The 26,168-nt window shown below is 57.7% G+C and carries 23 protein-coding genes and 1 pseudogene; 5 read left to right on the top strand and 19 right to left on the bottom strand.

What is annotated here, in order from left to right:
- Positions 1-27: 27 nt before the first annotated feature.
- Positions 28-2,127 (bottom strand): elongation factor G, encoded by a 2,100-nt coding sequence (gene fusA, locus KK102_RS01000; protein WP_216356720.1) that lies wholly within the window; start codon positions 2,125-2,127, stop codon positions 28-30.
- 160 nt (positions 2,128-2,287) lie between these two features.
- Between fusA and KK102_RS00995 the strand changes: the two genes are divergently transcribed.
- Complete coding sequence (locus tag KK102_RS00995) at positions 2,288-2,587, top strand: ArsR/SmtB family transcription factor (protein ID WP_008501755.1); 300 nt, start codon at positions 2,288-2,290, stop codon at positions 2,585-2,587.
- On the opposite strand, the gene KK102_RS00990 is transcribed toward KK102_RS00995, so the two are convergent.
- From KK102_RS00990 to KK102_RS00975, 4 genes are all read right to left on the bottom strand, one after another.
- Positions 2,580-3,221, bottom strand: a complete 642-nt coding sequence (locus KK102_RS00990) for an ECs1377 family protein (RefSeq protein ID WP_216356719.1) — start codon at positions 3,219-3,221, stop codon at positions 2,580-2,582. The genes KK102_RS00995 and KK102_RS00990 overlap by 8 nt on opposite strands.
- 158 nt (positions 3,222-3,379) lie before the next feature.
- Complete coding sequence (locus KK102_RS00985) at positions 3,380-4,633, bottom strand: glycerate kinase type-2 family protein (RefSeq protein WP_420842087.1); 1,254 nt, start codon at positions 4,631-4,633, stop codon at positions 3,380-3,382.
- A gap of 13 nt (positions 4,634-4,646) precedes the next feature.
- Positions 4,647-5,714 carry a tartrate dehydrogenase gene (locus KK102_RS00980; RefSeq protein ID WP_216356718.1) on the bottom strand — a complete coding sequence of 356 codons (1,068 nt, stop codon included), beginning with the start codon at positions 5,712-5,714 and terminating at the stop codon, positions 4,647-4,649.
- A gap of 14 nt (positions 5,715-5,728) precedes the next feature.
- The gene (locus KK102_RS00975) at positions 5,729-7,036 is read right to left on the bottom strand and encodes an MFS transporter (protein ID WP_216356717.1); all 1,308 of its coding nucleotides are present in this window, start codon (positions 7,034-7,036) and stop codon (positions 5,729-5,731) included.
- Positions 7,037-7,167: 131 nt separating this feature from the next.
- Here KK102_RS00975 and KK102_RS00970 point away from each other — a divergent pair, with 131 nt between their 5' ends.
- Positions 7,168-8,064 (top strand): LysR family transcriptional regulator, encoded by an 897-nt coding sequence (locus KK102_RS00970; RefSeq protein ID WP_126544768.1) that lies wholly within the window; start codon positions 7,168-7,170, stop codon positions 8,062-8,064.
- Positions 8,065-8,159: 95 nt separating this feature from the next.
- Here KK102_RS00970 and pptA read toward each other — a convergent pair whose 3' ends face one another.
- From pptA to KK102_RS00910, 11 genes and pseudogenes are all read right to left on the bottom strand, one after another.
- A complete protein-coding gene (gene pptA / locus KK102_RS00965; RefSeq protein ID WP_126544769.1) occupies positions 8,160-8,390 on the bottom strand; it encodes a tautomerase PptA in 231 nt (76 codons plus the stop codon).
- Positions 8,391-8,428: 38 nt separating this feature from the next.
- Entirely contained in the window at positions 8,429-9,046 is a 618-nt protein-coding gene (locus KK102_RS00960; protein ID WP_216356716.1) for a glutathione S-transferase family protein, read from the bottom strand.
- A 41-nt stretch (positions 9,047-9,087) separates the two neighbouring features.
- Complete coding sequence (locus tag KK102_RS00955; protein ID WP_216356715.1) at positions 9,088-9,975, bottom strand: transporter substrate-binding domain-containing protein; 888 nt, start codon at positions 9,973-9,975, stop codon at positions 9,088-9,090.
- 9 nt (positions 9,976-9,984) lie between these two features.
- Positions 9,985-10,758 (bottom strand): amino acid ABC transporter ATP-binding protein, encoded by a 774-nt coding sequence (locus tag KK102_RS00950; protein ID WP_024909602.1) that lies wholly within the window; start codon positions 10,756-10,758, stop codon positions 9,985-9,987.
- On the bottom strand, positions 10,742-11,668 hold the full coding sequence (locus tag KK102_RS00945; RefSeq protein ID WP_126544771.1) for an amino acid ABC transporter permease: 927 nt from the start codon (positions 11,666-11,668) through the stop codon (positions 10,742-10,744). Before KK102_RS00945 ends, KK102_RS00950 begins: the two co-directional genes overlap by 17 nt.
- Before the next feature lie 9 nt (positions 11,669-11,677).
- The gene (locus KK102_RS00940; protein WP_047745574.1) at positions 11,678-12,187 is read right to left on the bottom strand and encodes a GNAT family N-acetyltransferase; all 510 of its coding nucleotides are present in this window, start codon (positions 12,185-12,187) and stop codon (positions 11,678-11,680) included.
- 9 nt (positions 12,188-12,196) lie between these two features.
- Positions 12,197-14,460: pseudogene (locus tag KK102_RS22165) on the bottom strand (NtaA/DmoA family FMN-dependent monooxygenase).
- A 16-nt stretch (positions 14,461-14,476) separates the two neighbouring features.
- A complete protein-coding gene (locus tag KK102_RS00925) occupies positions 14,477-15,598 on the bottom strand; it encodes an amidohydrolase (RefSeq protein WP_216356713.1) in 1,122 nt (373 codons plus the stop codon).
- The gene (locus tag KK102_RS00920; protein ID WP_216356712.1) at positions 15,595-16,596 is read right to left on the bottom strand and encodes an LLM class flavin-dependent oxidoreductase; all 1,002 of its coding nucleotides are present in this window, start codon (positions 16,594-16,596) and stop codon (positions 15,595-15,597) included. Before KK102_RS00920 ends, KK102_RS00925 begins: the two co-directional genes overlap by 4 nt.
- 109 nt (positions 16,597-16,705) lie before the next feature.
- Entirely contained in the window at positions 16,706-17,245 is a 540-nt protein-coding gene (locus KK102_RS00915) for an AAA family ATPase (protein ID WP_216356711.1), read from the bottom strand.
- A gap of 74 nt (positions 17,246-17,319) precedes the next feature.
- Positions 17,320-17,718, bottom strand: coding sequence for a (R)-mandelonitrile lyase (locus KK102_RS00910; protein ID WP_126544786.1), 399 nt, complete (start codon positions 17,716-17,718; stop codon positions 17,320-17,322).
- A 113-nt stretch (positions 17,719-17,831) separates the two neighbouring features.
- On the opposite strand from KK102_RS00910, the gene KK102_RS00905 reads away from it, so the two are divergent.
- Both KK102_RS00905 and ansP read left to right on the top strand, forming a co-directional pair.
- Positions 17,832-18,746, top strand: coding sequence for a LysR family transcriptional regulator (locus tag KK102_RS00905; RefSeq protein ID WP_126544778.1), 915 nt, complete (start codon positions 17,832-17,834; stop codon positions 18,744-18,746).
- 304 nt (positions 18,747-19,050) lie between these two features.
- Positions 19,051-20,547 carry an L-asparagine permease gene (gene ansP, locus KK102_RS00900; RefSeq protein WP_010431489.1) on the top strand — a complete coding sequence of 499 codons (1,497 nt, stop codon included), beginning with the start codon at positions 19,051-19,053 and terminating at the stop codon, positions 20,545-20,547.
- Between the two features lie 92 nt (positions 20,548-20,639).
- Here ansP and yncE read toward each other — a convergent pair whose 3' ends face one another.
- Entirely contained in the window at positions 20,640-21,701 is a 1,062-nt protein-coding gene (yncE, locus tag KK102_RS00895; protein WP_216356710.1) for a 7-bladed beta-propeller protein YncE, read from the bottom strand.
- A gap of 242 nt (positions 21,702-21,943) precedes the next feature.
- On the opposite strand from yncE, the gene pqqU reads away from it, so the two are divergent.
- Positions 21,944-24,058 (top strand): TonB-dependent receptor PqqU, encoded by a 2,115-nt coding sequence (gene pqqU, locus KK102_RS00890; RefSeq protein ID WP_216356709.1) that lies wholly within the window; start codon positions 21,944-21,946, stop codon positions 24,056-24,058.
- Between the two features lie 121 nt (positions 24,059-24,179).
- Here pqqU and KK102_RS00885 read toward each other — a convergent pair whose 3' ends face one another.
- On the bottom strand, positions 24,180-24,848 hold the full coding sequence (locus tag KK102_RS00885) for a GntR family transcriptional regulator (RefSeq protein ID WP_010431497.1): 669 nt from the start codon (positions 24,846-24,848) through the stop codon (positions 24,180-24,182).
- Positions 24,849-25,099: 251 nt separating this feature from the next.
- Entirely contained in the window at positions 25,100-26,140 is a 1,041-nt protein-coding gene (locus KK102_RS00880) for an NADP-dependent oxidoreductase (protein WP_216356708.1), read from the bottom strand.
- Between the last annotated feature and the right edge of the window lie 28 nt (positions 26,141-26,168).

Below are 26,168 nucleotides of genomic sequence, written 5' to 3'. Positions count from 1 at the left end.
TCCCCCGACAGGGAGAGGGTGATCTTATTACTTAGCTCGCCGCGAAATAATCTCATCCGCAACATTCCGCGGGGCTTCTGCAAAATGGTGGAATTCCATCGTATAGGTCGCGCGTCCCTGGGACATCGAACGCAATGTGGTGGCATAGCCAAACATCTCCGCCAGCGGCACGTCAGCGCGAATAATCTGGCTGCCGTACTGCTCCGCCATCCCCTGCACCATGCCGCGGCGGGAAGAGAGATCGCCCATAATGTTACCCGCGTACTCTTCCGGCGTTTCCACCTCCACGTGCATCACGGGCTCCAGGATGACCGGATCCGCTTTACGCGCGCCCTCTTTGAAGCCCAGGATCGCCGCCATGCGGAAGGCCATCTCCGAGGAGTCGACGTCGTGATACGAACCAAACGTCAGGGTGGCTTTCACATCCACAACGGGATATCCCGCCAGCACCCCGGAGTTCATGGCCTCACGCAGCCCTTTCTCGACGGAAGGAATATACTCGCGCGGCACCACGCCGCCCTTGGTGGCATCTTCAAACTTGAAGCCGCTGCCCGGCTCTAACGGTTCAAGGCTGAGCACCACATGGCCGTACTGCCCTTTACCGCCGGACTGACGAACAAACTTGCCTTCGATATCCTTCACCGCTTTACGCAGGGTTTCACGGTACGTTACCTGTGGGCGACCAATATTTGCTTCGACGCCAAACTCACGCTTCATGCGGTCAACAATAATTTCCAGATGAAGCTCACCCATACCGGAGATAATGGTCTGGCCGGACTCCTCGTCAGTGTGCAGGCGGAAAGACGGGTCTTCCGCTGCCAGACGCTGCAGCGCGATCCCCATTTTCTCCTGATCGCCTTTGGTTTTCGGCTCAATCGCCAGCGAGATCACCGGATCCGGGAACTCCATGCGCTCAAGCGTAATGACGGCGTTCGGATCGGTAAGCGTGTCGCCGGTGGTCACGTCTTTCAGACCCACGCAGGCCGCGATATCCCCGGCGCGCAGTTCGTCCACCTCGTGGCGATCGTTGGCATGCATCAGCACGATACGCCCGATGCGCTCTTTCTTCCCTTTCACCGGGTTGTACACCGCGTCGCCTTTGCGCAGCACGCCAGAGTACACGCGGATAAAGGTCAGCTGCCCGACGTACGGATCGCTCATCAGCTTGAACGCCAGGGCCGAGAACGGCTCATCATCACTCGGGTGACGCTCCGCGTGCTGCCCTTTTTCATCCACGCCATCAATGGCTGGCACGTCCAGCGGCGACGGCATAAGCTCAATCACTGCATCGAGCATGCGCTGTACGCCTTTGTTTTTGAACGCGCTGCCGCACAGCATCGGCTGGATTTCGCCCGAAATGGTGCGAATACGCAGCCCCTTGATAATTTCCGCTTCAGTCAGGTCGCCGGTTTCCAGGTATTTGTCCATCAGTTCATCGCTGGCTTCCGCCGCCGCAGAGACCATTTTTTCCCGCCATTCCTGGGCGGTACTGACCAAATCGTCCGGCACGGGGGCATAGGTAAACACCATGCCCTGCGTCGCATCGTCCCACAGAATGGTGCGCATCTTGATGAGATCCACCACGCCGGTGAAGTGATCTTCAGCCCCCACCGGGATGACGATCGGCACCGGATTGGCCTTCAGGCGTTCCTGCATCATCCGCACGACGCGGAAGAAATCGGCCCCCGGACGGTCCATTTTGTTGACGAAGGCCAGTCGCGGAACGTGATATTTATTGGCCTGACGCCAGACGGTTTCCGACTGCGGCTGCACGCCGCCCACGGAGTCATACACCATCACGGCACCGTCGAGTACGCGCATGGAACGTTCTACCTCAATGGTGAAATCCACGTGCCCCGGGGTGTCGATGATGTTGATCCGGTGCGGCTCATATCCTCTGTCCATACCCGGCCAGAAGCAGCTGACCGCCGCGGAGGTAATCGTGATCCCGCGCTCTTGCTCCTGAGCCATCCAGTCGGTGGTTGCCGCGCCATCGTGTACTTCACCCAGCTTGTGGCTCATCCCGGTATAAAACAGGATGCGCTCGGTGGTGGTGGTTTTACCGGCATCGATATGCGCGGAGATACCGATGTTGCGATAACGTTCGAGAGGGATGGGTCGGGGCATGATATTTCCTTAAGTCTTATGACTTGTCTGTGACGACCGGGATGGTCGTGCATTCGTTCGTTTGCTATAATAGTCCTATTGTACGAGTATTATCGAACTATTTTTTAAGGGTTGACCTATTGTTGATATAGCTCAATCTGACAGCATACGCAGGAAAACGATGATCCCTAACCACCCTGAAACTGAACAAATACTGCTGGAAAATGTGCTCTTTGCCCTCGGCAACCCGCTCCGGCTATCGATTATTCGCCGGCTCGCCGACGGCAGCGAACTCAGCTGTAACGCGCTGCGCCCGGAAGATGTGGTGAAGTCCACAATGACCCATCACTGGCGCGTATTGCGCGACAGCGGGGTCATCTGGCAGCGTCCGCAGGGACGCGAAAATATGATTTCATTGCGAAGAGACGATCTGGATACCCGTTTTCCAGGGTTGATGGCGATCCTGCTGCAGGTTAAGTAATTTCAGTCCCTTCCAGGCGATAGACCGGGATCTGCCGGGTTGTTTTGGTAAGCGTATCGAACACCTCGGCGTTGGACGTCACGATCCGCATCCCAGTTTTGCGCAACCGTTGCACATCCGCTGCGATGCGCTGAATACCAAACCAGAAAAGCCCGTCGAGCGCCGTCACGGACAGTCCATTTTCAAGCGCCAGCTTGAGTCGTTCCCGGGGGGTTTTCACCTGCTGGGCGATTTGTCGGTAAGGGACTTCATTACATCCTGTCGCGCCGCTGCGCTGGATCCGCGTTTTCAGCTGATAGGTAAACTCGTCTGGTATTCCGTTGAGATCCTTTTTAAGGGTATAGACGCAGCCAAAGCGCTTGCCGTTAAACAGAACATTTTTCTGACTAAGCTGAAGCTCGTTTCTGACGCCGTCTATCAGCTGCGGTGCGCGGGTGAGGAGCAGCCTGAAGGGAAGCTCGAAGCTGGTCACGTAATCCACATTTAGCAGCGCGAGGCGCAAGCGCTCCTCAGCACCGGATTTTTGCTCGCGACACTCCTCCAGCACCTCGGCCCACTGGCGCGTCAGACGCTCCGGCTCGGCGGCTTCTGTGAGGAGAAACTTCTCAATCTGGTAATCGACTCGGGCGGTCATCGTTACATCCCTTCGCGGTGGATGCGCTCATTCTAGCCAGCGAAAGGATATTTAGAAAGAGGAGCGAGCTTAAAGATAGTGCGCAAATTCACAGGCTTATCATGCGCTTTGAGGGGCTGTGCTTACCCGGCCTGTGAAACAATGGGCCGGGTAAGGCCTTACAGCACGATAATCGCCCTAATATCGTTGACGTTGGTGAGCGTCGGGCCGGTGAGTACCAGGTCCCCGCTCGCGGCAAAATAGCTGTAGCTGTCATGCGCCGCGAGCATCTCTCTGCCATGGTGTTCCGTTCGGGTGAGCGTGTCCGGGGTAACGATCGCCCCTGCCGCATCCTCTGTTCCGTCAATACCGTCGGTGTCCCCCGCAATGGCGTAAATCCCCGGTTCACCCTTGAGCGCGCACGCCAGCGAGAGCAAAAACTCGGTATTACGTCCGCCGCGCCCGGCTCCGCTTGCGCCAATCGTCACCGTCGTTTCTCCGCCACTCAGCAGCACCGCCGGGCCTTTAACCGGCACGCCGTGCTGTTTTACAGATTTCGCTATCCCGGCCATCACAATGCCAAGCTGGGCGCTCTCGCCTTCAATCGCATCGCCCAGAATCAGCGGTGTGAAACCCATTTTGCTCGCAACCGATGCCGCCGCGGCAAGCGCGCCCGACGGAGTGGCGATGGTGCGGATATCCTGTTCAATATCAGAAGCCGTGACGGGCAAACGCGGCGTTTCAAGCACCTTTATGATGTGCTCAGGCAGGGCAATGCCGTAGCGCCGCACGATCTCCAACGCCTGGGCAGACGTAGAACTGTCCGCAACCGTTGGGCCAGAGGCAATACTCTGCGGGTCGTCCCCAGGCACGTCGCTGATGATTAAGGTCACCACTCGCGCAGGACGCGCGGCCAGCGCCAGCCGCCCGCCTTTGATATCGGATAACTGCTTACGAACGGTATTCATCTCATGGATGGTGGCACCGCTTTTCAACAGAGCTTTGTTCACCGCCTGCTTATCGGCCAGGGTGATCCCTTGTCTTGGCAAAGCCAGCAGCGACGATCCTCCGCCGGAGATCAGCGCAATGACGCAATCCTCCTCGCGTAAGTCCTTAACCTGTTCCATCATCAGCATCGACGCCATCTCGCTCATGGCATCCGACACCGGATGCGCGGCTTCAACGATGCGGATCTTCTGCGTGAGTACCGCATGCCCATAGCGAGTAACCACCACGCCCTGCATATCCACGTCAGGCCAGGCGGCTTCCAGCGCGGCGGCCATTGCGCCGCTGGCCTTCCCTGCTCCCACCACCACGCACCGCCCGCGCGGTTTTTCCGGCAGCGCGCCGATCAGCGCTTCGTGCGGGTCGGCACTTTTTACGGCGGCCATGAATATTTCAGTAAGCGCCCCTCTCAGGGCGCTGTCGTTTATCTGAACCATAGGCTTAACCTTCGCGGATAGCGCGGATCACCGCCTGGGTGACCTCTCGGGTAGTGGCCGTGCCTCCTACGTCAGGCGTCATGATCCCCTCGGCACAAACGACCTCAACCGCCGCCATCAGGCGGGTTGCCGCGTCCGTTTCCCCGAGGTGCTCCAGCATTTGCGCCGCCGTCCAGAAGCTGGCGACCGGGTTAGCAATGCCTTTACCGGTGATATCAAACGCAGAGCCGTGGATCGGTTCAAACATCGACGGGAAACGACGCTCAGGATCGATATTCGCCGTCGGGGCCACACCCAGACTGCCGGCCAGCGCACCCGCCAGATCGGAGAGAATATCCGCATGAAGGTTGGTTGCCACAATGGTATCCAGCGATTCCGGGTGCAGCGTCATCCGCACCGTCATAGCGTCCACCAGCATTTTATCCCAGGTGACATCCGGGAATTCGCGCGCCACCTCAGCGGCAATTTCATCCCACATCACCATGCCGTGGCGCTGGGCATTAGATTTGGTCACCACCGTTAGCAGCTTACGCGGGCGAGACTGCGCCAGACGAAACGCGTAGCGCATAATGCGCGTGACGCCGGTACGGGTAAAAATAGCCACCTCGGTGCCCACTTCCTCCGGTAGCCCCCGGTGCGCCCGCCCGCCGTGACCGGAATACTCGCCTTCGGAATTCTCACGCACAATCACCCAGTCCAGGATGCCCGGCACGGCCTTACGCAGCGGCGACTGTATGCCCGGCAGGATCTTGGTTGGACGCACGTTAGCGTACTGGTCAAACCCCTGACAAATCGGCAGGCGCAGGCCCCACAGCGTGATGTGGTCCGGCACATCCGGCGCGCCCACCGCACCAAAATAGATGGCATCGAACGCTTTCAGCTGCTCCAGCCCGTCTTCCGGCATCATTACGCCGTGCGTTTTGTAGTAATCAGAGCCCCACTCAAAGGTGTGAACCGAAAAACGAATATTTCCACGGCGCTCGGCCAGCGCGTGAAGCACATCCACCCCTGCGGAAATCACTTCCGGGCCGATACCGTCTGCGGGAATAGCGGCAATAGAATACTCTTTCATATTTATGTTCCTTATTAATGTTTTGGTTGAATCAGCGTGCCGCCGGCCTGGGCTTTACGGGCGGATGCCGACAGCCACAGGACAACAAGCGAAGAGAGAATGAGCAGCCCGGCCACAAACCACAGGCCCCAGGTGTAGCTGCCGGTCTGCTGTTTTATGAGGCCAATCATGAACGGTCCGACGAAACCGCCCAGATTGCCCAGTGAGTTAATGGTGGCGATCCCCGCCGCCGCCGCAGAGCCGGATAAGAACAGCGTTGGCATGCTCCACAGCGGTGGTTTAGAGGCGCTGATCCCGCAGTTCACGATGGTCAGAGCGAAGATAACCCCGACAATGGTTGTCGCATTTCCGGCCATAAACAGCCCCACCGCCGCCAGCAGGCAGGCACCGATAACGTGCCAGGGACGTTCGCCGGTTTTATCCGAGTGCCGCGCCCACAGCACCATCGCGCAGACGGCAATCACGGCAGGAATGACATTCAGCAGGCCGACCGACATCGATGAAATCCCCAGGGTTTTGATGATCTGCGGCGACCAAATCCCCAGCGTGTACAGCCCGGCAGACGTACCGAAATAGACCAGCGACAGGGCAAGCACACGCTTATCAAGCAGCCCTTTCCAGACGCTGTGCTGCGCGGTGGCCTGCTTCGCGGCGTTTTCCCGTGCAAGCGTCGCAATTAACCAGCCGCGCTCCTCATCGTTGAGCCATTTGGCCTTTTCCGGGCGATCGGTCAGCCAGAACAGCACCACTACGCCCAGAATGACCGCCGGAACGGCTTCGAGAACAAACATCCACTGCCAGCCCGCAAAGCCCATCAGCCCGTGCATTTCGAGTAGCGCAGCGGACACCGGCGAACCAAGCGCGGTGGAGATGGGGGCCGCCGCCATAAAGATCGCCGTGACCTGTGCGCGTTTCTGCGCCGGAAACCAGTAGCTGAGATAAAGAATGATGCCGGGGAAAAATCCGGCTTCCGCCACGCCGAGCAAAAAGCGCAGCGTGTAGAAGCTGGTCGTGCCCTGCACAAAGGCCATTGCACCGGAGACCAGGCCCCAGGTGATCATCACCCTGGCTATCCAGATACGTGCGCCGACCTTATGCAGGATCAGGTTTGAGGGAACTTCAAAAAGGAAATAGCCGAGAAAGAAAATCCCCGCGCCGAAACCAAATACGGCGGGCGAGAAACCCAGCTCTTCGTTCATCGTGAGCGCCGCGAAGCCGATATTTACGCGGTCGAGAAAGGCGATGAAATACAACAGCATGATAAAGGGTACGATGCGCAAGGCGATCTTGCGCATGACCCGTTGTTCGATTGTGCAGGTCATGAGGTGTGTTCCTTATAATTTTTTATGTAGGGTCGCAGTCGGGCTGCTTTGAATGAGTATGCTGATTTTTCTTGCGGGATCATGCGCTACGGTTTATACAAAAAAATGCAATAATCGAGGGTGGGTAAAAAATGGAGCTTCAGCACTTACGCTGTTTTCTGGCGGTCGCAGAGACACTGCATTTTGGCGAGGCGGCGCATCGTCTGGATATGCTGCCGTCAGCGCTTGGCAGGAATATTCGTCTTTTAGAAGAGGCACTTGGCACACGGCTTTTTACCCGCTCGACCCGCCGCGTGGCGCTGACGGAAAACGGGATACTGCTGCGCGAAGAGGCGCGAAAGCTCCTCGCCCATGCCGATGCGATTATGTTGCAATTTCGTCAAAATCCGCGCCGCGCACAGCCGCTTTTACGCGTGGGAACCATAGACAGCGCCGCGATTGGCCTGCTGCCAGGCCTACTGCAACTTTTTCGCCAGCGTTATCCTGAGGTTGAGATCCAGCTGTACGAAGATAAAACCGTGCATCTTCTGCCGAAGCTCAAAAGCGGCAGGCTCGATCTGGTGTTTATCCGCCCGCCTTCCCAGCTCGACCCGCAGTTTGAGCGTCTGTTTTTGTGTCATGAGCCGGGTATTCTCGCCCTTCCGTTGAGTCACCCGTTCGCCGATCGCGACGCGGTTGAGATTCGTGAGCTGGAAGGGATGCCGATGATCCTGCCGGAGCGACGCTCTCGCCCGCACAGCCATGATTTAACCATGAATTTGTTTCATCATGCGGGAGTAAAGGTGACAGTGTCACAGATGGCGGACGAGAAACAGACCATTATCAACCTGGTTGCCGCCGGTATTGGCCTGGCGATTGTGCCTGCCTGGAGCAGCCGTTTTCAGGTCGCGGGCGTGAAGTTTGTGCAGTTAACCGGGCCGGAAGCCACGGGAATGCCGTTGGAGGCGGTGTGGATGCACGAGGCGCAGGATGAGATCAGAGACACCATGTTGACGCTGCTGAAAGAGCATCCCGAGTTGTATGGTTAAATCGCCGGGTGGCGCTGAGCTTGCCCGGCCTACAAAACCGCGGACATTGGCGGGTGTAGGCCGGGTAAGGCGAAGCCGCCACCCGGCAACAAGGCTTACATCGAATACCCTGGCTTCTTGATCAGCTCATCCAGCTTAGGGCCAATCTCAACATCCCAGACCTGCTCTTTCCACTCTTCCGGCTGCACCTGGTTCAACGCAACCGATACGGAACTGTCTTTGCTGTCGAAATGACGAATAATCACCTCGGCGATATCCGCCGCCAGGGCGGATTTTTGTTCGTCATTCAGATCGCGGGGAAAACATTTGATATCTACGTGTGGCATTTGCAGGTTTCCTTTTATGTAATCGCCTTCCAACGTTATCAGATAATCTCGTTTGCCTTTAACACCTTGTGCAGTTCAGGTAGCGCACACACTGAATCTGCGATCGCGGTGATCTTTGGCGTGTTGGCCGCAAACCATTCGCGCCGTGGCCCCCAGGTGCGCGCGACCGCAATATAGACGTCGAGCATCGTCAGCCGCTCCCCCAGCGCAAAAGGAGACGCGGTAAGTTGGCCATCGAACCACAGATAGAGTGATTTCCGGTACTCAATGCAGTTTTTCTTCAGCTGCTCCGGCGCGTCGGGCACCCAGCGTTCCGGATAATCGGCATAGGTAAAGGTGGGATAGACGTTCGCCACAAACCAGATGAGCAAACGCTGGAACTGCTGGCGCTCGGCCTGGCCGACGGGCGGGGCAAGATCCGGGCAACGGTCGAGCACCATCAGGGCAATCGCCGCGGTTTCCGTCATGATGGCGCCGTTTTCAAGCTCAAGCGTAGGCACCTGACACAGCGGGTTGAGCTTTTGCAGCAGCTCCCGCTGCGGGCCGGGCTGGTCAAACCCGTCCACGTTGACAAACTGATAAGGAATATCTGCCAGAGTTAGCATCACTTCGCTGATTGCCGAGCCCCAGCCGGGTACGCCATAGAGTTTAATCATGTTGCCCCCTCAGGAGTGAAAATCCTAAGTGTAGAGCACCATTAATAGGTTATCCCAGGCGGGTTGACCTCCGACTGCGCCACCGCTTCGCCCTGCTCACCCCAGCGTGCCAGCACCCTCTGGTACTCTCCCCGCTTAATTGCACCATCCAGCGCGGCCTGCAGCGCGTACACCAGCTCATTGCCTTTTTTCGTGGTCGTCGCGACAAACGCCTTCTTCGGCCCTAACCCCACGACGCGCGTTTTTCCCGTCAGCGCCGCTTTGTAGGCTGAAACCGACTGAGGGCCAAAGAACACATCGGCCCTGCCGGACTGAATATAGAGATTGCCCGAGGCATCGTCGGTCAGATAGATCGGCAGCGCATGCGTCCGCCCCGCCTTTTTGTTCTCTTCGTTCCAGCCCAGCAGAATGCGTTCCTGATTCGTACCGGAGCCGACAATCACCTTTTTCCCTGCCAGATCTTCCGCGCTTTTGATTGACTGGATCTCGCTGGTGGATTTCACCGAAAACGCCAGCGAATCGACGCGATAGGTGGCGAAATCAAACTTCTCTTTGCGCTGTTCGGTCACCGCAATGTTCACCAGCGCCACGTCGTAGCGCCCGGAGCTAATCCCCAGCGGCCAGTCTTCCCATGCCGTCGGCACCAGCTTCAGCTTTAGCCCCAGACTGCCCGCCAGCAGGCGGGCGATATCCGGATCGCTGCCGATGCGCGTGCGGTTATCGCTGGCCAGCAGCGCCAGGGGCGGGGAATTGAGGGCCGAAATGGCCACCGTCAGCGTACCCGGCTCAACAAATTTGTAGTTCGCGGGGATCTTCGCCACCGCCTGCGGATCGAGCGTGACCGGCAGCGGCTGCTCGTTGGCTTTCACATCAATGCTGGCGTGGCTTACCGTCGTGAAGACCAGCCCCGCCAGAAGTCCGTATTTCATCTGCGCTCCTTACAGCACTTTAGACAGAAACTGGCGCGTTCGCGCATGCGATGGACGGTTCAACACCTCGTCGCTACTGCCCTGCTCAACGATTTTCCCGTCAACCATAAACACCACCTGATCCGCCACTTCACGGGCAAAGCCGATCTCGTGGGTGACGACCACCAGCGTGGTGCCGGATCGGGCGAGCTTTTTGATGACGTCCAGCACTTCGCCAACCAGTTCAGGGTCGAGCGCAGAGGTCGGCTCATCAAACAGCATCACGCGGGGGCGCAGCGCCAGCGCGCGCGCAATCGCGATACGCTGCTGCTGACCGCCGGAGAGATGGCGGGACCAGGCATCGGCTTTATCCCGCAGCCCGACCACGTCCAGCAGGCTGTACGCCCGTTCCACCGCCTCTTTTTTGCTGAGCTTTTTGTGCGCGATAGGCGCTTCTATCAGGTTTTCCAGCACCGTCAGATGGGGAAAAAGATTGAAGTTCTGGAACACATAGCCCACGTTGACGCGCTGTTTGAGGATCTCCTTCTCCTTCAACTCGTAAAGCCTGTCACCCTGACGGCGATAGCCGATGTAGTCCCCGTCGATCTGGATAAAGCCCTCGTCGACGCGCTCCAGGTGGTTAATGGTGCGCAGCAGGGTTGATTTGCCCGAGCCGGACGGCCCGAGGATGACCGTCACGGACCCGGGAGGGATCTCAAGCGAGACGTTATCGAGCGCCTTATGGCGGCCAAAAAACTTGCTGACGCCGGTAATCGAAATATGTCCTTCAGGAGAGGCTTGCATGGACGGGCTCCTGTGCTGGCGTGGTCGTGACAGAACGGGTACGACGGGCGGCGCGGTTCTGGTTAACGGCAGAGCGGCGTTCGCTGCGGGCAAGCGCGCGTTCAACACCGTACTGGATAGCGGACAGGACGGTGGTAATCGCCAGGTACCAGGCTGCGCCGACCATCAGCAGCGGGATCACCTCCTGCGTGCGGTTGTAGATCATCTGAATGGTATAAAACAGCTCCGGCATCGCCAGGACGTACACCATTGCCGTACCTTTGGCGAGACTGATGATTTCATTAAACCCCGACGGCAGGATGGTGCGCAGCGCCTGAGGCAAAATGATGCGCACCGTGCGACGCCAGGCCGGGAGACCCAGCGCGGCAGCCGCTTCATACTGGCCGTGATCGACCCCAAGGAAGCCCCCGCGAATGATCTCGGCGGTATAGGCGCTCTGCACCAGGGTTAGCCCCACCACGGCGGTAGAGAACTGCCCCAGCACGTTGATGGTCTCGAAGCTGCCCCACGTGATGCCGGTGAACGGCACGCCGAGCGAGAGCGTGTCGTAGAGATAGGAGAAGTTGTAGAGAATGATCAGCACCACAATCAGCGGCAGCGACCGAAACAGCCAGATATAGCCCCACGCCAGGCTGTTCAGCAGCCATGACGAGGACAGTCTCGCCAGCGCCAGCAGGCCGCCCAACACCACGCTCAGCGCGGTGCCGATCAGGGTCAGCAGCAGGGTCTGCCCTACGCCTTCGAGGATCACCGGGTCAAAGAACCAGCGGGCGAATACCGCCCACTCCCAGCGCGGGTTAAAGGCCACCGACTGAATCACGACCGCCAGGACAAACAGCGCCACCGCGGCGCCGACGGCCCGCAGCGGATAACGTGCCGGGACCACCTTAATGGTTTCAACGTTGCTCATCGTCATTCCTCATGCGGTTTTACTGAACGCTTCGCGTACCAGCGTTTTGGTGAAGCGCAGCCGGCCGTCAAACGGAGGCTGGCTGTACTCTTCCGGATCGCGGTTCAGATCGAACTGCGGCTGATAGCCCTGGCTGAGATAGAGCCTGACCGCCTCCGGCTGGCGAAAGCCGGTCGTCAGGTAGATTTGGCTGTACCCTGCCAGCACCGCCCTGCGCTCCAGCTCCTGCACCACGCGCCCGGCAAGCCCCTGCTGACGCAGGGTTTTGTCCGTCCAGATGCGTTTGATTTCCGCGGTACGTTCGTCGAACGGTTTGTACGCGCCGGTGGCGATAATCTTTCCGTCGCGCTCCAGCACGATAAACAGCCCCTGCGGCGCTAAATACCACTCGGTGAGCTCAACTTCCGCGTCTTTGGAGAAGTAGTCCCCGTAGCGGGCGGCGTATTCACCGAACAGCCCCTCAATAATGGGCTGCAGCTCGGCATCTTCCGGCGAAACGTCACGAAATTGTTCGCTCATGCAGCCTCCTTAATCGCCCAGGCCCGCCGGGTTCACTTCGGACTGAGGAATACGCTCAACGCCTTCCCCCCAGCGGTTCAGCACTTTGTCGTAGTCGCCGTTTTTGATCGTACCGTTCAGCGCGGTTTGTACCGGCTCAACCAGCCCGCTGCCTTTTTTCAGCGTCACCGCGATGTGCGCCGCCTTTGGCCATCCGCCGTCGACGCTGCCCACCAGTTTGGTTTTCCCGTTCAGCGCCGCTTTCCACGCGCCAATCACGTTCGGACCGAAGTAGGCATCCGCGCGTCCGGACTGCAGCGCCAGCGTTTGTGCCGCATCGTCTTTGGTATAGATCGGAGTAAAGGGCTTCAGCCCCTTCTTCAGGTTTTCGGCATTCCATGCGAGCAGAATGGCCTCCTGGTTAGTGCCGGAGCCGACGATAATCCGCAGCCCGGCGATGTCCTCCGCCTTCTCAAGCGACTTGATCGGGCTGGTTGATTTCACGTAGAACCCGAGGGAATCTTTTCGGTAGGTGGCAAAGTCAAACTTCTCTTTGCGCTCTTTGGTGACGGTAATGTTGCTGATGGCGGCATCGTATTTCCCGGAGGCCACGCCCAGCGGCCAGTCTTCCCAGGAGGTCGGCACCACGTTCAGCTCCAGCCCCAGGCTGTCGGCGACCAGACGGGCGATGTCCACTTCGCTTCCCAGCAGCGTTTTGTTGTCGTCGGAGAAAACGGTCAGCGGCGGTGAGTTAAGCGCGGCCACCGCTACCGTGAATTTTCCCGGTACGGCAAAGCGATAGTCTTTCGGCAGCTGTGCCACCGCATCATTGTTTTTGGCAGTGTTAACCGGCGTTTTATTGGCCTCGATGCTCACGCCGGTGCCGTTAATATTCACATTCTCTGCCCAGACGGCAGGGGTAAAGGCCAGCGCGAGCGCCAGAATAAGCGATGTTTTCTGCATAGCGGGGTTCTCTTTTATTGTTGTGCGTATTGGTTTTTAGGTTCGTCTAAGCCCAGACTTTCGCGCAGCGTGGTGCCCGGGTAGTCGGTGCGGAACAGGCCGCGGGCCTGCAGAACGGGCACCACCTGATCAACAAAGCGCGGGAAGGTGTCCGGCGTGCCGCCCTGAATGATGAAGCCATCTGCGGCATAGCCTTCAAACCAGGCCTGCAGGCCGTCGGCCACCTCTTCCGGCGTGCCGGAAAAGCGCGGGCGCGGCGAAGCGGCCTCAAGCGCCACCTGACGCAGGGTCAAGTTGCGCTCGCGGGCGTTACGCTTGATTTCATCGGTGGTGCTGCGGAAGCTGTTTTTGCCTAAGTCACCGATATCCGGGAACGGCTCGTCGAGCGGATACTGGCTGAAATCGTGATGTTCAAAATAACGCCCGAGGTAGTTGAGGGCGTCGTTAATCGACACCAGCGCCGCCGTGGTCTGGTACTGGTTTTCCACGTCTTCGGCATCTTTACCCACAATCACGCTGACGCCCTGGAAAATATGTAAATCAGACGCGCGGCGGCCGTTTGTTTCCAGCTGCTGTTTTACGTCCCGGTAAAAGGCTTTTGCCTCGTCAAGCGTCTCGTGATGGGTAAAAATGGCGTCGGCATGCTTCGCCGCCAGCCTTTTCCCGTCGTCCGACGCCCCGGCCTGAAAGACAATCGGACGCCCCTGCGGGGTGCGGCCAATATTCAGCGGCCCGGCGACCTGGAAGAAGTCACCGTGGTGATCGAGCGTATGCAGTTTGGCCGGGTCAAAAAACTGGCCGCTCTCTTTATTGCGGATAAACGCGTCCCCTTCCCAGGAATCCCACAGCCCTTTCACCACGTCGAGATACTCGTCCGCAATGCGATAGCGCAGCGCGTGCTCGGGATGCTTTTCACGGGAAAAATTCTTCGCTGAGCCTTCCAGCGGCGAGGTCACCACGTTCCAGCCCGCGCGTCCGTTGCTCAGGTGATCGAGGCTGGCAAACTGACGTGCCACGGTAAAAGGCTCGCTGTAGGAGGTGGATAAGGTTCCCACCAGGCCAAGACGTGAGGTAATACTCGCCAGCGCGGATAATACCGTTAGCGGTTCAAAGCGGTTTAAAAAATGCGGGATCGATTTCTGGTTAATATAGAGACCGTCGGCCACGAATAAGAAATCGAGTTTGCCCGCTTCCGCTTTTAGCGCCGTCTCTTTAACAAAATCAAAATTGATGCTGGCATCCGCGATTGCCGCAGGATGACGCCAGGCTGACATATTTCCGGATGCACCATGCAAAATGGTTCCCAGCCGCAGTTGACGATGTGCAGACATATTCACCTCAAATAAATTAAACGTGTTGCAGGGCTTTTTCCGCAAGCTGTGCAAAATAGCGGGCAGCGGGTTCAATTAAGGTCTCATCCGGATTAAAGGACGGGTGGTGTAAACCGAACGGGCTGTTGCTGCCAATGCTGACAAACGCGCCAGGAACAGACTGCAGATAGACCGCAAAATCCTCCCCGCCCATGTGCAGTTCCGCGTGCTGGGTTTCGTACCCTGACTCTCTGGCAACGGAGGTGGCGAAATCCGCCCAGCGTTCGTCGTTCACCAGCGCGGTCGGTCCGGCATACCAGGTGATGTCGATCTGCGCACTGAAGGCGCTGGCAAACCCGGCGGCGATTTCCCCGACGCGGGCCTTCACGTTTTGCTGCACTTCCGTGCGATGGGTGCGCAGCGTGCCTTCCAGCTCCACGCTTTCCGGCAGGACGTTCCAGGTGTTGCCTCCGGCAATGCGCGTTACGCTCAGTACCACCGAATCCAGCGTATTGACGTTGCGGCTGGCGACGCTTTGCAGCGCCGTCACCAGCTGGCTCGCCAGCACAATGGCGTCGTTGCCTTCGTGTGGGCGTGCGGCGTGTGCACCCTTGCCGGTAATGCGAATCACGAAGCGGTCAACGTTGGCATAAAACGGCCCGCCGCGAGTGGCAAACTCACCGACCGACAGCCCCGGCTCGTTATGCATACCGAAGATGGCGCTAACGTCACGCAGGGCACCGGCGCGCACCATGCTCTTCGCACCGCCAAAGTTCTCTTCCGCAGGCTGGAACAGGATCCGCACCCGCCCGTCGAGCGACGCTTCACGCTCTTTGAGCTTCAGCGCCGCGCCGAGGATCACGCTGGTGTGGACGTCGTGTCCGCAGGCATGCATCACCCCCGCACGCTGCGAGCTAAACGGCACGCCGCTGCGCTCCTCTATCGGCAACGCATCAATGTCTGCCCGCAGCGCAATCAGCTTTTTACCCGTCCCGATTTCCGCCACCAGCCCGGTTGTCAGATCATACGGCAGCGGCGTAATGCCGGCATTCGTCAGCCACTGGCGCAGGCGTGCCGTCGTTTCGATCTCCTGGCCGGAGAGTTCCGGGTTCTGGTGCAGCTCACGACGCCAGGCAATCAGTTGTTCGCCAAAACTCATACGGTGACCTCCTTGTTGAGACGCGCTTCGGCCAGCAGACGCAGCGACGCGAGGCGCGTTGCTCCCTCCGCGACCGGCGTGTCGATGATAAATTCGTCAATGCCCCACTGCGCGTGCAGGGCGTTAAGCTGTTCAAGCACCGAGTCAGCGGTGCCCGCCAGCAGGGACTGCGCCCGGCGGGCAATACGCACCGGCTCGCTGCCTGCCTGACGCGCAAAGGCGTAGGCCTGTTCTTCGCTGGCGACGGTCACGCGCTGGCCGTTTGCCAGCTCAACGCCCCATACTTCGACCTTCTGCGCCAGCGCGTCGGCCTGCTCCTGCGACTCCGCCACAATGGCCTGCACTGCAACAATCACATCGCGGGTGCTGTTCTGACGCCAGGTTGATACCACCTCTCGCAGCAGTTCCGGATCGCCGTTCAGATGGGCGGCAAAGACAAAGTGCCAGTCAAGCGATGCGGCGAGCCGCGCGCTTTCGGTACTGGCTCCCAGCAGGAACCCCTGCGCAGGCACTGGCGGCAGCGGCGTGGCGCGAACGGCCTCCTCCGCCGACTGATTTTCAGGGCGGATCCAGCCGTCCAGCTGCGTCAGCTGTTCAGCAAAGCTGCCTTTTTCCTGAGGATGTAATCCGAGCTGCAGTGCGCGGGTAGAGAGCGGGAGACCGCCGGGGGCTTTCCCGACGCCCAGATCCACGCGGCCCGGGGCCAGAGCGGCCAGAAGATTAAAGTTTTCTGCGACCTTATAGGGGCTGTAGTGCTGAAGCATGACGCCGCCCGATCCCACGCGAATGCGCTTTGTTTGCCCGAGGATCCAGGCAATCAGCAGTTCCGGCGAGGGGCTGGCGAGCTGAGGGGTGTTGTGGTGTTCGGCAATCCAGAAGCGGTGATAACCCAGCGTTTCCGCCAGCTGCGCCAGTGTTAAGGTACGCGCCAGCGCATCGGCGGCGGTTTCGTGTTCTGCGACGGGGCTTTTATCCAGAATGCTGATTCGCCATGACATGTTGCGTTCTCGTTTGACTTAACATGTCGTCATTATTAAAGGCGCGATTAACCTCTGAGAAACAATTAATTTACATTTAGTTTGCCGAAAATCAGATATGTAAACCCTGCTAAGGGTGTGATTTAAGCGATGAAATCAGCGCCTCCGCCTCCTGCCGACAGGTGATGCGGACAAAGCGAATGTGGTCATATTGCGGATTTTTCAGATCGGCTTCGTAGCGTTCGCGATTGCTGCGCCAGGTTTTGATAGTCCAGATGATGATGGACTCCCGGCTGAAAAAGGAGCGGCGGAAGCTTTCGCGGTTTCCGGTGCCGGGCCACAGTTCCTGCTGGTGCCATGCGCGCCTGAAGGCGCGCGTGACTGCCTGCCAGAGCGTGCGGGCAAACCCGCAGTCCACCCACACCACCAGATCCACCTCATGCCACTTCACGTGACGAGTGCGGTTGTAGTTACCGTCGAGCACCCAGCCGGGCGTGGCGGCCAGCGTCTCCGCCAGCGTTTTCAGCAGCACCTCGTCGGGCGTTCCCTGCCAGTCAGGACGCCAGTACAGCCTGTCCATCTCAATGTACGGGAGTGACAATTCCGTTGCGATGCGCCGGGCAAGCGTGCTTTTGCCACTCCCGCTGGTGCCGATAATATTGATTTTCACCGTTCCGCCTGACTATGCTGAAAAAAAGGGATCGCATCATATCCCTTTCTTTTTGTCACCGAAACGCTCAATAGCTAATCATTCGGGTACTGCAGGTCACTCACTTTCTCCAGCCACTCAACCGGACTGCCGTTTACCGCTTCGGCGATGGCAATATGAGTCATCGCCGTTTGCGCACACGCGCCGTGCCAGTGCTTGACGCCCGGCGGGATCCACGCGATGTCGCCCTGGTTAAGCGGTTCAGCCTCTTTACCCCACTCCTGCAGCCAGCCGCGCCCCTGGGTGACAATCAGCGTTTGCCCAAGCGGATGAGTGTGCCAGGCGGTACGCGCGCCCGGCTCGAAGGTCACCGTGGCCCCGCCTACTTTTGCCGGTTCTGTCGCCTGGAACGGCGCATCAATGCGCACGGTGCCGGTGAACCAGGCGTCTGGCCCCTTTACTGACGGTAATGAGCCGCTACGGATAATTTTCATCATGTACTCCTCGTTGACTGTTGCGTTAACAGTAGCGCAAAGCCATCCGCAGCATTAGAGTGCATAATCAGAACGTAAACATGAACTGAATTCATAAATGAGGGATAGCCGTCATGTTAAAAGACAATTTCAACGATCTGCTCTCGTTTATGGTCGTCACCCGCGAGCGCAGCTTTACACGAGCCGCGGCACAGCTGGGCGTCTCGCAGTCGGCACTGAGCCATGCGATGCGCAATCTTGAAGCCCGACTCGGCGTTCGCCTGTTGACCAGAACCACCCGTAGCGTGGCGCCTACCGAGGCCGGCGAGCAGCTTTTTATCCGCTTACGTCCCCACCTGATGGAGATCGAACAGGAGCTAACGGCGCTGCGCGATACGCGCGACAGGCCTGCGGGAAATATCCGTATTACCGCGGGTGAACATGCCATGGAGAGCGTACTTTGGCCGGTGTTGAAACCCTTTATGGCGCAATACCCGGATATTAACGTTGAAGTGACGGTGGATAACGGCCTGACCGACATTGTTGATGGGCGTTTCGACGCGGGCGTGCGCCTGGGTGAACAGGTGGCGAAAGATATGGTGGCGGTGAGGATCGCGCCGGACATGCGTATGGCCGTCGTCGCGTCCGAAGATTATCTGGAGCGCTTTGGCGTGCCGGAAACACCGGAGCAGCTTGCGACACACCGCTGCATCAATATGCGCCTGCCCACTCTTGGGGGATTATATGCCTGGGAATTTGAACGCGACGGGCGCGGTTTTAGCGTACGCGTTGAAGGACAGCTTACGTTGAACAGCCTGCCGCAGCGTATCGATGCCGCCGGGAACGGTCTCGGTTTGGCCTACGTGCCGGAAACGTCGATCAGTAAGGCCGTGTCAGAAGGACGGTTAGTTCAGGTCCTCGATGCCTGGTGTCCGACCTTTGAAGGATATCACCTTTATTATCCCAGTCGTCGCCAGCATGCGCACGCTTTCAAGCTGCTGCTGGATGCCCTGCGTCAGCCGTCAGCGATACCCACAGGTAATTATTAAGCAAACCTGATGATTAAAGCACCGCTTCAACGCGCGTTTTGTCTAAAAACTCACCACGTTTCAGCGCGTTGTGATCCCCGTCTGCTCTGACCACACGATTTCCTTCGACGTGCATCACTTTCGGCACGGTTATATTTTGCGTCGCTTATCAATTGCGGGTAGGATGCCACGCCATGTTTCGCCTTATCCATACACAGAATGACTGGAAAGGCAGCATGTGTTTGCGCAGAAGCAATCGTTTGTATTGCGTTCTGCCAGGCAGGACTATCACGATAATGGTTCAGACAGGCAAACAGGTAACTCAATGAAAACAAGCAATAAAAGCGCAGCCGATCATCATGCTGCTAAACGTCGCTGGTTGAACTCCCACGAAGAGGGCTACCACAAAGCGATGGGCAACCGTCAGGTTCAAATGATCGCCATCGGCGGCGCTATCGGTACAGGTCTGTTTTTAGGTGCTGGCGCACGTCTGCAAATGGCGGGCCCTGCACTTGCACTGGTCTATCTGGTGTGCGGGATCTTCTCGTTCTTCATCCTTCGTGCCCTGGGCGAACTGGTACTGCACCGCCCGTCCAGCGGCAGTTTTGTCTCCTACGCTCGCGAGTTCCTCGGTGAAAAAGCCGCCTACGTGGCAGGCTGGATGTACTTCGTCAACTGGGCGATGACCGGTATCGTCGACATCACCGCCGTTGCGCTGTACATGCACTACTGGGGCGCGTTTGGCGATGTGCCGCAGTGGGTCTTTGCGCTCGGCGCGCTGGCGATTGTCGGCACCATGAACATGATCGGCGTGAAGTGGTTCGCCGAGATGGAGTTCTGGTTTGCGCTGGTAAAAGTGCTGGCCATCGTGGTGTTCCTGGTGGTCGGTACGGTGTTCCTCGGCAGCGGTAAACCGCTGGACGGCAATGCCACCGGCTTCCACCTGATAACCGATAACGGCGGCTTCTTCCCGCACGGCCTGCTGCCTGCGCTGGTGCTGGTTCAGGGCGTGGTGTTTGCTTTTGCTTCCATTGAGCTCGTCGGTACCGCGGCGGGTGAATGTAAAGACCCGCAGACGATGGTGCCAAAAGCCATCAACAGCGTGATCTGGCGTATCGGCCTGTTCTACGTCGGCTCCGTGGTGCTGCTGGTTCTGCTGCTGCCGTGGAACGCCTATCAGGCCGGTCAGAGTCCGTTCGTGACCTTCTTCTCTAAGCTGGGCGTCCCTTATGTGGGCAGCATCATGAACATCGTGGTACTGACCGCGGCGCTCTCCAGCCTGAACTCTGGCCTGTATTCCACTGGCCGTATTCTGCGCTCCATGTCGATGGGCGGTTCTGCGCCGAAGTTCATGTCGAAGATGAGCAAGCAGCAGGTTCCCTATGCGGGGATTCTGGCGACGCTGGTGGTTTACGTCTTTGGCGTGTTCCTGAACTATCTGGTGCCGTCCCGCGTATTTGAGATCGTTCTGAACGTCGCCGCGCTGGGCATTATCGCCTCCTGGGCCTTTATTGTGGTCTGCCAGATGCGTCTGCGCAAAGCGATCAAAGAAGGCAAAGCGGCTGATGTGAGCTTCAAGATGCCGGGCGCACCGGTGACCTCCTGGCTCACCCTGCTGTTCCTGTTCAGCGTGCTGGTGCTGATGGCGTTTGACTACCCGAACGGTACTTACACCATCGCGACGATCCCACTGCTGGCGGTTCTGCTGATTGCTGGCTGGTTCGGCGTGCGTAAGCGCGTTCACGAGATCCACAGCACCGCGCCGGTTCATCACGACGATGAAAAGCACGACGCACCGCTGGTGGAAGAAACCTCGCGTTAATAAAAAAGCCGGGTGGCGGCTTCGCCTCACCCGGCCTACATATCAAGAATTTGTAGGCCCGGTAAGCGCAGCGCCACCGGGCAATTCCCCCATCAGAGTGCAATACGAATCACATCGTCAGGCTGGGTTGCTTCCTGCTGACGGGTCGACTTCTGTTTCACCGTCACATACAGCGTTTTACCATCGGCAGAGAGTGCCAGGCTATTCGGATAAACCGGCGTATCGAACGTTTTGGTCACCTTGTAGGTTTTCGCGTCAATCACGCTCACCTTGCCCGCTTCGCGGTGCGTCACGTAGACTTCATTGCGCCTTGGGTTAAACAGGACGGCCAGTGATTCAGGCGCGGCGATCTTCTCCATTACGCTGCCGTCTTTCAGGCTTACCACCAGCACTTCCGGCTGCTTTGAATCGGTCAGGAACGCGCGCTGACCGGCGGTGTCCAGGCTCAGGTTAAGGTAGAAATGCTCTTTACCGTCGTCCTGGACTTTTTTACGGCTGATGATTTTGTGGGTGCCCGTGTCAATCGTCAGCAGTTCGCCGTCCGCATTGGTGGTGTAGAGACGTTTTGCCTGCGCATCCAGCGCCAGGCCGGTGCTATAGGTGCCGGTATTGCCGATGGTGTCCTTCAGCTTCAGGCTGGCGCCGTCCACGACCCAAATCACGCTCTCTTTGCCTACCCCGGTGATGTAAACGGTGTTACTCGCGTCGTCCGCCACCAGCTGGCGCGGCTGCAGCGGTTTGACCGTCTCGCTGCGTTTACGATCGTCGAGCACCAGACGCCCTTTCACGTCCCCCGTTTTGGCATCAATGGCCGTCACCGCACCGTTGATGGTGTTACCCAGCCACAGCGTCTGGGTGGCGTTATCGAAGGTTGCCCCGAACGGTTTGAGATCGCTGTGGATCGCCTGCGTCACGTCCAGCGTGACCGGGTCAAGGCGATAAACGACGCCGCCTTTATCGGTCTTACGGCTTTGTGATGTCGCCACCCACAGCGCATTCTCCTGCTGGCTCAACGCCATCTCATAAGCCCCTTTGCCGACCGCTTTACGCAGCATCTCTTCTGCAGCATGAACCTGGAACGTACCGGCGAACAGTAATGAGCCTAACAGCAGAGAACCACGCAGGCGCGGCGTGCACAGATGACGTAAAGACATAACAATTCCTTTTTTGAAGAATAAGTGTACTGCTGACATCGCTTCCAACAGGCAGCGTCATCGCACCGCCTTTATGATAATGAGAATAGTAATCATTAATTCTATAAATGTGGAGTTTTTCTTCCCTCCGCTCCTTTCATTAACGCAATGTGCGGTTATAGTTTTCAAAACATTTACAAAAGATTTAACATGTATGCACATGTTCCATTTGGTTCGTTTCTTCTCCTTAACTGGTTTACTTCATGAAAATCATTACTGCCCGTAAGGCAACTCTCCCGCTGCTGCTGGTTCCTGTTATCTTTACGCCCCTTGAGGCGATGGGCGCGGACGAGCAGACCATGATCGTCAGCGCCACGCCGCAGACCGTCTCTGAACTGGATACGCCCGCGGCGGTCAGCGTGGTCAACGGCGACGATATGCGTCAGGCAGCGCCGCGAATTAATCTGTCTGAATCTCTCGGCAGCGTGCCGGGGCTGCAAATTCAGAATCGCCAGAACTATGCGCAGGATCTGCAGATTTCAATGCGTGGCTTTGGCGCCCGCTCTACCTTCGGCGTGCGCGGTATTCGGATGTACGTGGACGGTATTCCCGCCACCATGCCGGACGGACAGGGCCAGACCTCGAACATCGATCTCACCAGCGTGGATAGCGTGGAAGTGCTGCGCGGCCCCTTCTCTGCCCTTTACGGCAACGCCTCTGGTGGCGTCATTAACATAAATACGCAGACCGGCCAGCAGCCGCCGACCATTGAGGCCAGCAGCTATTACGGCAGTTACGGCACCTGGCGCTACGGCATGAAAGCCACCGGCGCGATGGGCGACGGTACGCATGCGGGCGATGTGGATTACACCGTTTCGACCACCCGCTTCACCACCCATGGCTTTCGCGACCATAGCGGCGCGCGTAAGAACCTCGCCAACGCGAAGCTGGGCGTGCGTATTGATGACGTAAGCAAGCTGACGCTGATTTTCAACAGCGTAGACATGAAGGCCAACGATCCGGGCGGTCTTGACTATCAGGAATGGCGTGACAACCCGCGTCAGTCACCGCGCGGCGACCAGTACAACACCCGCAAAACCATCAAGCAGACCCAGGCCGGGCTGCGCTATGACCGTCAGCTGAGCGAGCAGGACGATCTCAGCGTGATGATGTACGCCGGTGAGCGTGAAATGACGCAGTATCAATCCATTCCGTATCAGCCGCAGTTGAGACCAACCCATTCCGGCGGCGTGATTGATATGCAGCGTCACTATCAGGGCGTCGATACCCGCTGGACGCACCGGGGCGAGCTGCTGGTTCCAGTCACCTTTACCACCGGACTGAATTACGAAAACCTGAGTGAAGATCGTCGCGGGTACGAGAACTTTGTCATGAACAACGGCGTACCGGATTACGGTGTAAAAGGCGATAAGCGTCGTGACGAACGTAACCTGATGTGGAACCTTGACCCTTACCTGCAAACCAGCTGGCAGTTAACGCAAAAACTCTCTGTCGATGCGGGTGTACGTTACAGCTCCGTCTGGTTTGATTCTAACGACCACTACGTTACGTCCGCCAACGGCGATGACAGCGGCGAGGCGAGCTACCATAAATGGCTCCCGGCGGGCTCGGTGAAATACGCCGTGACCGACGCGTGGAATCTCTATGCCGCCGCAGGACGTGGATTTGAAACGCCGACCATCAATGAACTCTCCTATCGTCCTGATAACCAGGGTGGGCTGAACATTGGCCTAAAGCCGTCCACCAACAACACCTATGAAGTGGGCAGCAAAACCCGTATCGGCAATGGCCTGCTGACGGCAGCGCTGTTCCGCACCGATACGGATGACGAGATTGTGGTGGATTCCAGCTCCGGAGGCCGAACCAGCTATAAAAATGCCGGTAAAACCCGTCGTCAGGGGGTGGAAGTTTCCCTCGACCAGCAGTTTGCGGAAAACTGGAAGCTGAAAATGGCGTGGACCTACCTTGATGCCACCTACCGTACCAACGTATGCGGGGATGATAACTGCAACGGCAACCGTATGCCGGGTATCGCCCGCAACATGGGCTTCGCATCGTTTGGCTGGCAGCCAGAAGAAGGCTGGTATGCAGGGACAGACGTGCGCTACATGAGCGACATCATGGCCGACGACGAAAACACGGCCAAAGCGCCGTCTTATACGGTTGTCGGACTCAATACCGGGTATAAATTCAACTACGGTAACTGGGGAATGGATCTCTTTGGCCGCGTCGATAACCTGTTCGATAAAGAGTACGCGGGCTCGGTGATTGTCAACGAGTCCAACGGGCGTTATTACGAACCTGCTCCGGGCCGCAACTACGGCGTAGGACTGTCGGTCTCTTATCGCTTCGAGTAAGGATACGCGAAGGCCCTCTTATCTTTTTTATATTTTAACTCCTGTTGGCTAAATGCCAGCAGGAGTTATTCATCAAAAAAATAAATGGATGCGGTAAATAGTCGCGCGCTAAAATAATCTCTCAGTTGAAATATTGTCGCTGTAGCAGATCGTTTGCTTCATCAATCAGCTTATCTATTGCTTTCTTACTCCCTTCAACATCCCTTCTTTCCAGAGCAGAAAGTAAATCTGCGTAATGATAGGTTGATGCCCTGATATCATTCAGCTCCCGGTGGAGATAGTTAATACAGGGACCAATGCGCACCCACAGCTGCTCGATGAGCGCATTGAGCGTCGGCATCTCCGCGTACTGATACAGCGTAAAGCGGAAAACACGGTTTGCGTATAACGCCTGCTGGACGTTGCCGTTAGACATGGCGTCATGAAAGGCCTCAGACAGCTTGTGCAGCGTTTCCAGCTTGCTCTCCGTCATGTGCTGACAGGCAGCCGCTACCGCCATTGGCTCCAGCTGTTTTCTGATGGCGTTTATTTCGTTATAGCGATCTAACGTTACCTCAGGCACCAGGAAGGCCTGTGCAGGCGTGGCGTGCAGCGCCCCCGCCGATACCAGACGTAAAAGCGCCTCGCGAACCGGGGTGATACTGGTGCCTAATTTATCGGCGATCTCTTTCGTAATCAGTCGAGCACCAGGTTTGAGTGAGCCTGTAATTAACGCCCCTTTTAAACTGATCTCAACTTGCATGGTTAGACTGACTCTTTGCGCTTTTTCTAAATGATCCAAATCAAGCATGTTCAATTCCTGTAGCTAATACTTAACGCTATTTTTAAGCGTCGCTTTTTATAACGACGCTGGTTCGATATATCCTGTATCGTCATGCCTGGTGGTGGGAAGTGCGTATAAACGCAAAAAAATACATACACTCTGTTTTTATCGCGCTCTGGCCCTCTATGCTGATGGCGCTGGCGCGGTGCCGATATAATTAAAGACAATATATCGTATCTTCACAAATAAATATGGCGGGAAACCCGCCATAGTGTTGTTTAATTATTGTCCGCCGCGACGCGAATCACGACTTTGCCGAAGTTTTTGCCTTCAAGGAGCCCAATCAACGCCTCGGGTGCGTTTTCGAGTCCGTCAGTAACCTGTTCGCGATAATGGATTTTACCTTCCTGTACCCAACGCCCCATCTCGTCCTGGAACTCTTTAATACGGTGTCCGTAATCCTGGCCGATGATAAAGCCCTGCATGCGAATGCGTTTCTTCAGCAGGGTTGCCATCAACAGCGGCAAACGATCCGGGCCGTCCGGCAGGCGGGTTGCGTTGTAGCCGCTGACCAGCCCACATACCGGCACGCGCGCGGCGGTATTCAGCAGCGGCAGTACGGCATCAAAGACCTTCCCGCCAACGTTTTCATAATACACATCAATACCCTGCGGGCAGGCTGCTGCCAGCTGCGCGTCAAAATCCGCAGCGTGGTGATCCAGGCACTGGTCGAATCCCAGTACCTCGACGGCATGGCGGCATTTTTCAGCACCTCCCGCGACGCCAATAACCCTACAGCCTTTAATCTTGCCAATTTGCCCGACCGTTGCACCAACCGGCCCGGTCGCCGCAGCCACCACCAGCGTTTCGCCGGCTTTTGGCTGTCCGATATCCAGCAGGCCCATATAGGCGGTAAAGCCCGGCATCCCAAGCACGCCAAGCGCCCATGAAGGGTGCGAAGGGTTATCCCCCAGCTTGACCAGGCCGCTGCCGTCCGAGAGTTCATACTCCTGCCAGCCGCTGTAGCCCAGCACCCATTCACCCGGTTTGAAATCCGGGTGATTCGACTGCTCAACCCGGCTCACCGTGCCGCCCACCATTACCGCGCCAATCTCAACGGGCGGAGAATAGGAAGGTGCATCGCTCATGCGGCCGCGCATATACGGGTCCAGCGAGAGCCACACCGTGCGCAAGAGCACCTGTCCCTCTGCCAGCGCGGGCAGCGGCTGTTCTTCTAAACGGAAGTTATTCGCCACAGGCGCGCCGTGTGGGCGAGAGGCCAAAAGCCAGCGACGGTTTCGCGTGGAAGATTGACTCATAAATCACTCCTTTCTCGTGCAAATGTCT

The organism is Enterobacter quasimori, assembly GCF_018597345.1.
Classification (GTDB): Bacteria; Pseudomonadota; Gammaproteobacteria; order Enterobacterales; family Enterobacteriaceae; genus Enterobacter; species Enterobacter mori.
The sequence above is the reverse complement of the archived record's forward strand: the minus strand, read 5'-3'. Positions and strand labels throughout refer to the sequence as shown.

Excerpts from the sequence above, each read along its gene's own strand:
- fusA (WP_216356720.1), bottom strand. The coding sequence starts at position 2,127 with ATGCCCCGACCCATCCCTCTCGAACGTTATCGCAACATCGGTATCTCC.
- KK102_RS00995 (WP_008501755.1), top strand. The coding sequence starts at position 2,288 with ATGATCCCTAACCACCCTGAAACTGAACAAATACTGCTGGAAAATGTG.
- KK102_RS00990 (WP_216356719.1), bottom strand. The coding sequence starts at position 3,221 with ATGACCGCCCGAGTCGATTACCAGATTGAGAAGTTTCTCCTCACAGAA.
- KK102_RS00980 (WP_216356718.1), bottom strand. The coding sequence starts at position 5,714 with ATGAAAGAGTATTCTATTGCCGCTATTCCCGCAGACGGTATCGGCCCG.
- KK102_RS00975 (WP_216356717.1), bottom strand. The coding sequence starts at position 7,036 with ATGACCTGCACAATCGAACAACGGGTCATGCGCAAGATCGCCTTGCGC.
- KK102_RS00970 (WP_126544768.1), top strand. The coding sequence starts at position 7,168 with ATGGAGCTTCAGCACTTACGCTGTTTTCTGGCGGTCGCAGAGACACTG.
- pptA (WP_126544769.1), bottom strand. The coding sequence starts at position 8,390 with ATGCCACACGTAGATATCAAATGTTTTCCCCGCGATCTGAATGACGAA.
- KK102_RS00960 (WP_216356716.1), bottom strand. The coding sequence starts at position 9,046 with ATGATTAAACTCTATGGCGTACCCGGCTGGGGCTCGGCAATCAGCGAA.
- KK102_RS00955 (WP_216356715.1), bottom strand. The coding sequence starts at position 9,975 with ATGAAATACGGACTTCTGGCGGGGCTGGTCTTCACGACGGTAAGCCAC.
- KK102_RS00950 (WP_024909602.1), bottom strand. The coding sequence starts at position 10,758 with ATGCAAGCCTCTCCTGAAGGACATATTTCGATTACCGGCGTCAGCAAG.
- KK102_RS00945 (WP_126544771.1), bottom strand. The coding sequence starts at position 11,668 with ATGAGCAACGTTGAAACCATTAAGGTGGTCCCGGCACGTTATCCGCTG.
- KK102_RS00940 (WP_047745574.1), bottom strand. The coding sequence starts at position 12,187 with ATGAGCGAACAATTTCGTGACGTTTCGCCGGAAGATGCCGAGCTGCAG.
- KK102_RS00925 (WP_216356713.1), bottom strand. The coding sequence starts at position 15,598 with ATGAGTTTTGGCGAACAACTGATTGCCTGGCGTCGTGAGCTGCACCAG.
- KK102_RS00920 (WP_216356712.1), bottom strand. The coding sequence starts at position 16,596 with ATGTCATGGCGAATCAGCATTCTGGATAAAAGCCCCGTCGCAGAACAC.
- KK102_RS00910 (WP_126544786.1), bottom strand. The coding sequence starts at position 17,718 with ATGAAAATTATCCGTAGCGGCTCATTACCGTCAGTAAAGGGGCCAGAC.
- KK102_RS00905 (WP_126544778.1), top strand. The coding sequence starts at position 17,832 with ATGTTAAAAGACAATTTCAACGATCTGCTCTCGTTTATGGTCGTCACC.
- ansP (WP_010431489.1), top strand. The coding sequence starts at position 19,051 with ATGAAAACAAGCAATAAAAGCGCAGCCGATCATCATGCTGCTAAACGT.
- yncE (WP_216356710.1), bottom strand. The coding sequence starts at position 21,701 with ATGTCTTTACGTCATCTGTGCACGCCGCGCCTGCGTGGTTCTCTGCTG.
- pqqU (WP_216356709.1), top strand. The coding sequence starts at position 21,944 with ATGAAAATCATTACTGCCCGTAAGGCAACTCTCCCGCTGCTGCTGGTT.
- KK102_RS00885 (WP_010431497.1), bottom strand. The coding sequence starts at position 24,848 with ATGCTTGATTTGGATCATTTAGAAAAAGCGCAAAGAGTCAGTCTAACC.
- KK102_RS00880 (WP_216356708.1), bottom strand. The coding sequence starts at position 26,140 with ATGAGTCAATCTTCCACGCGAAACCGTCGCTGGCTTTTGGCCTCTCGC.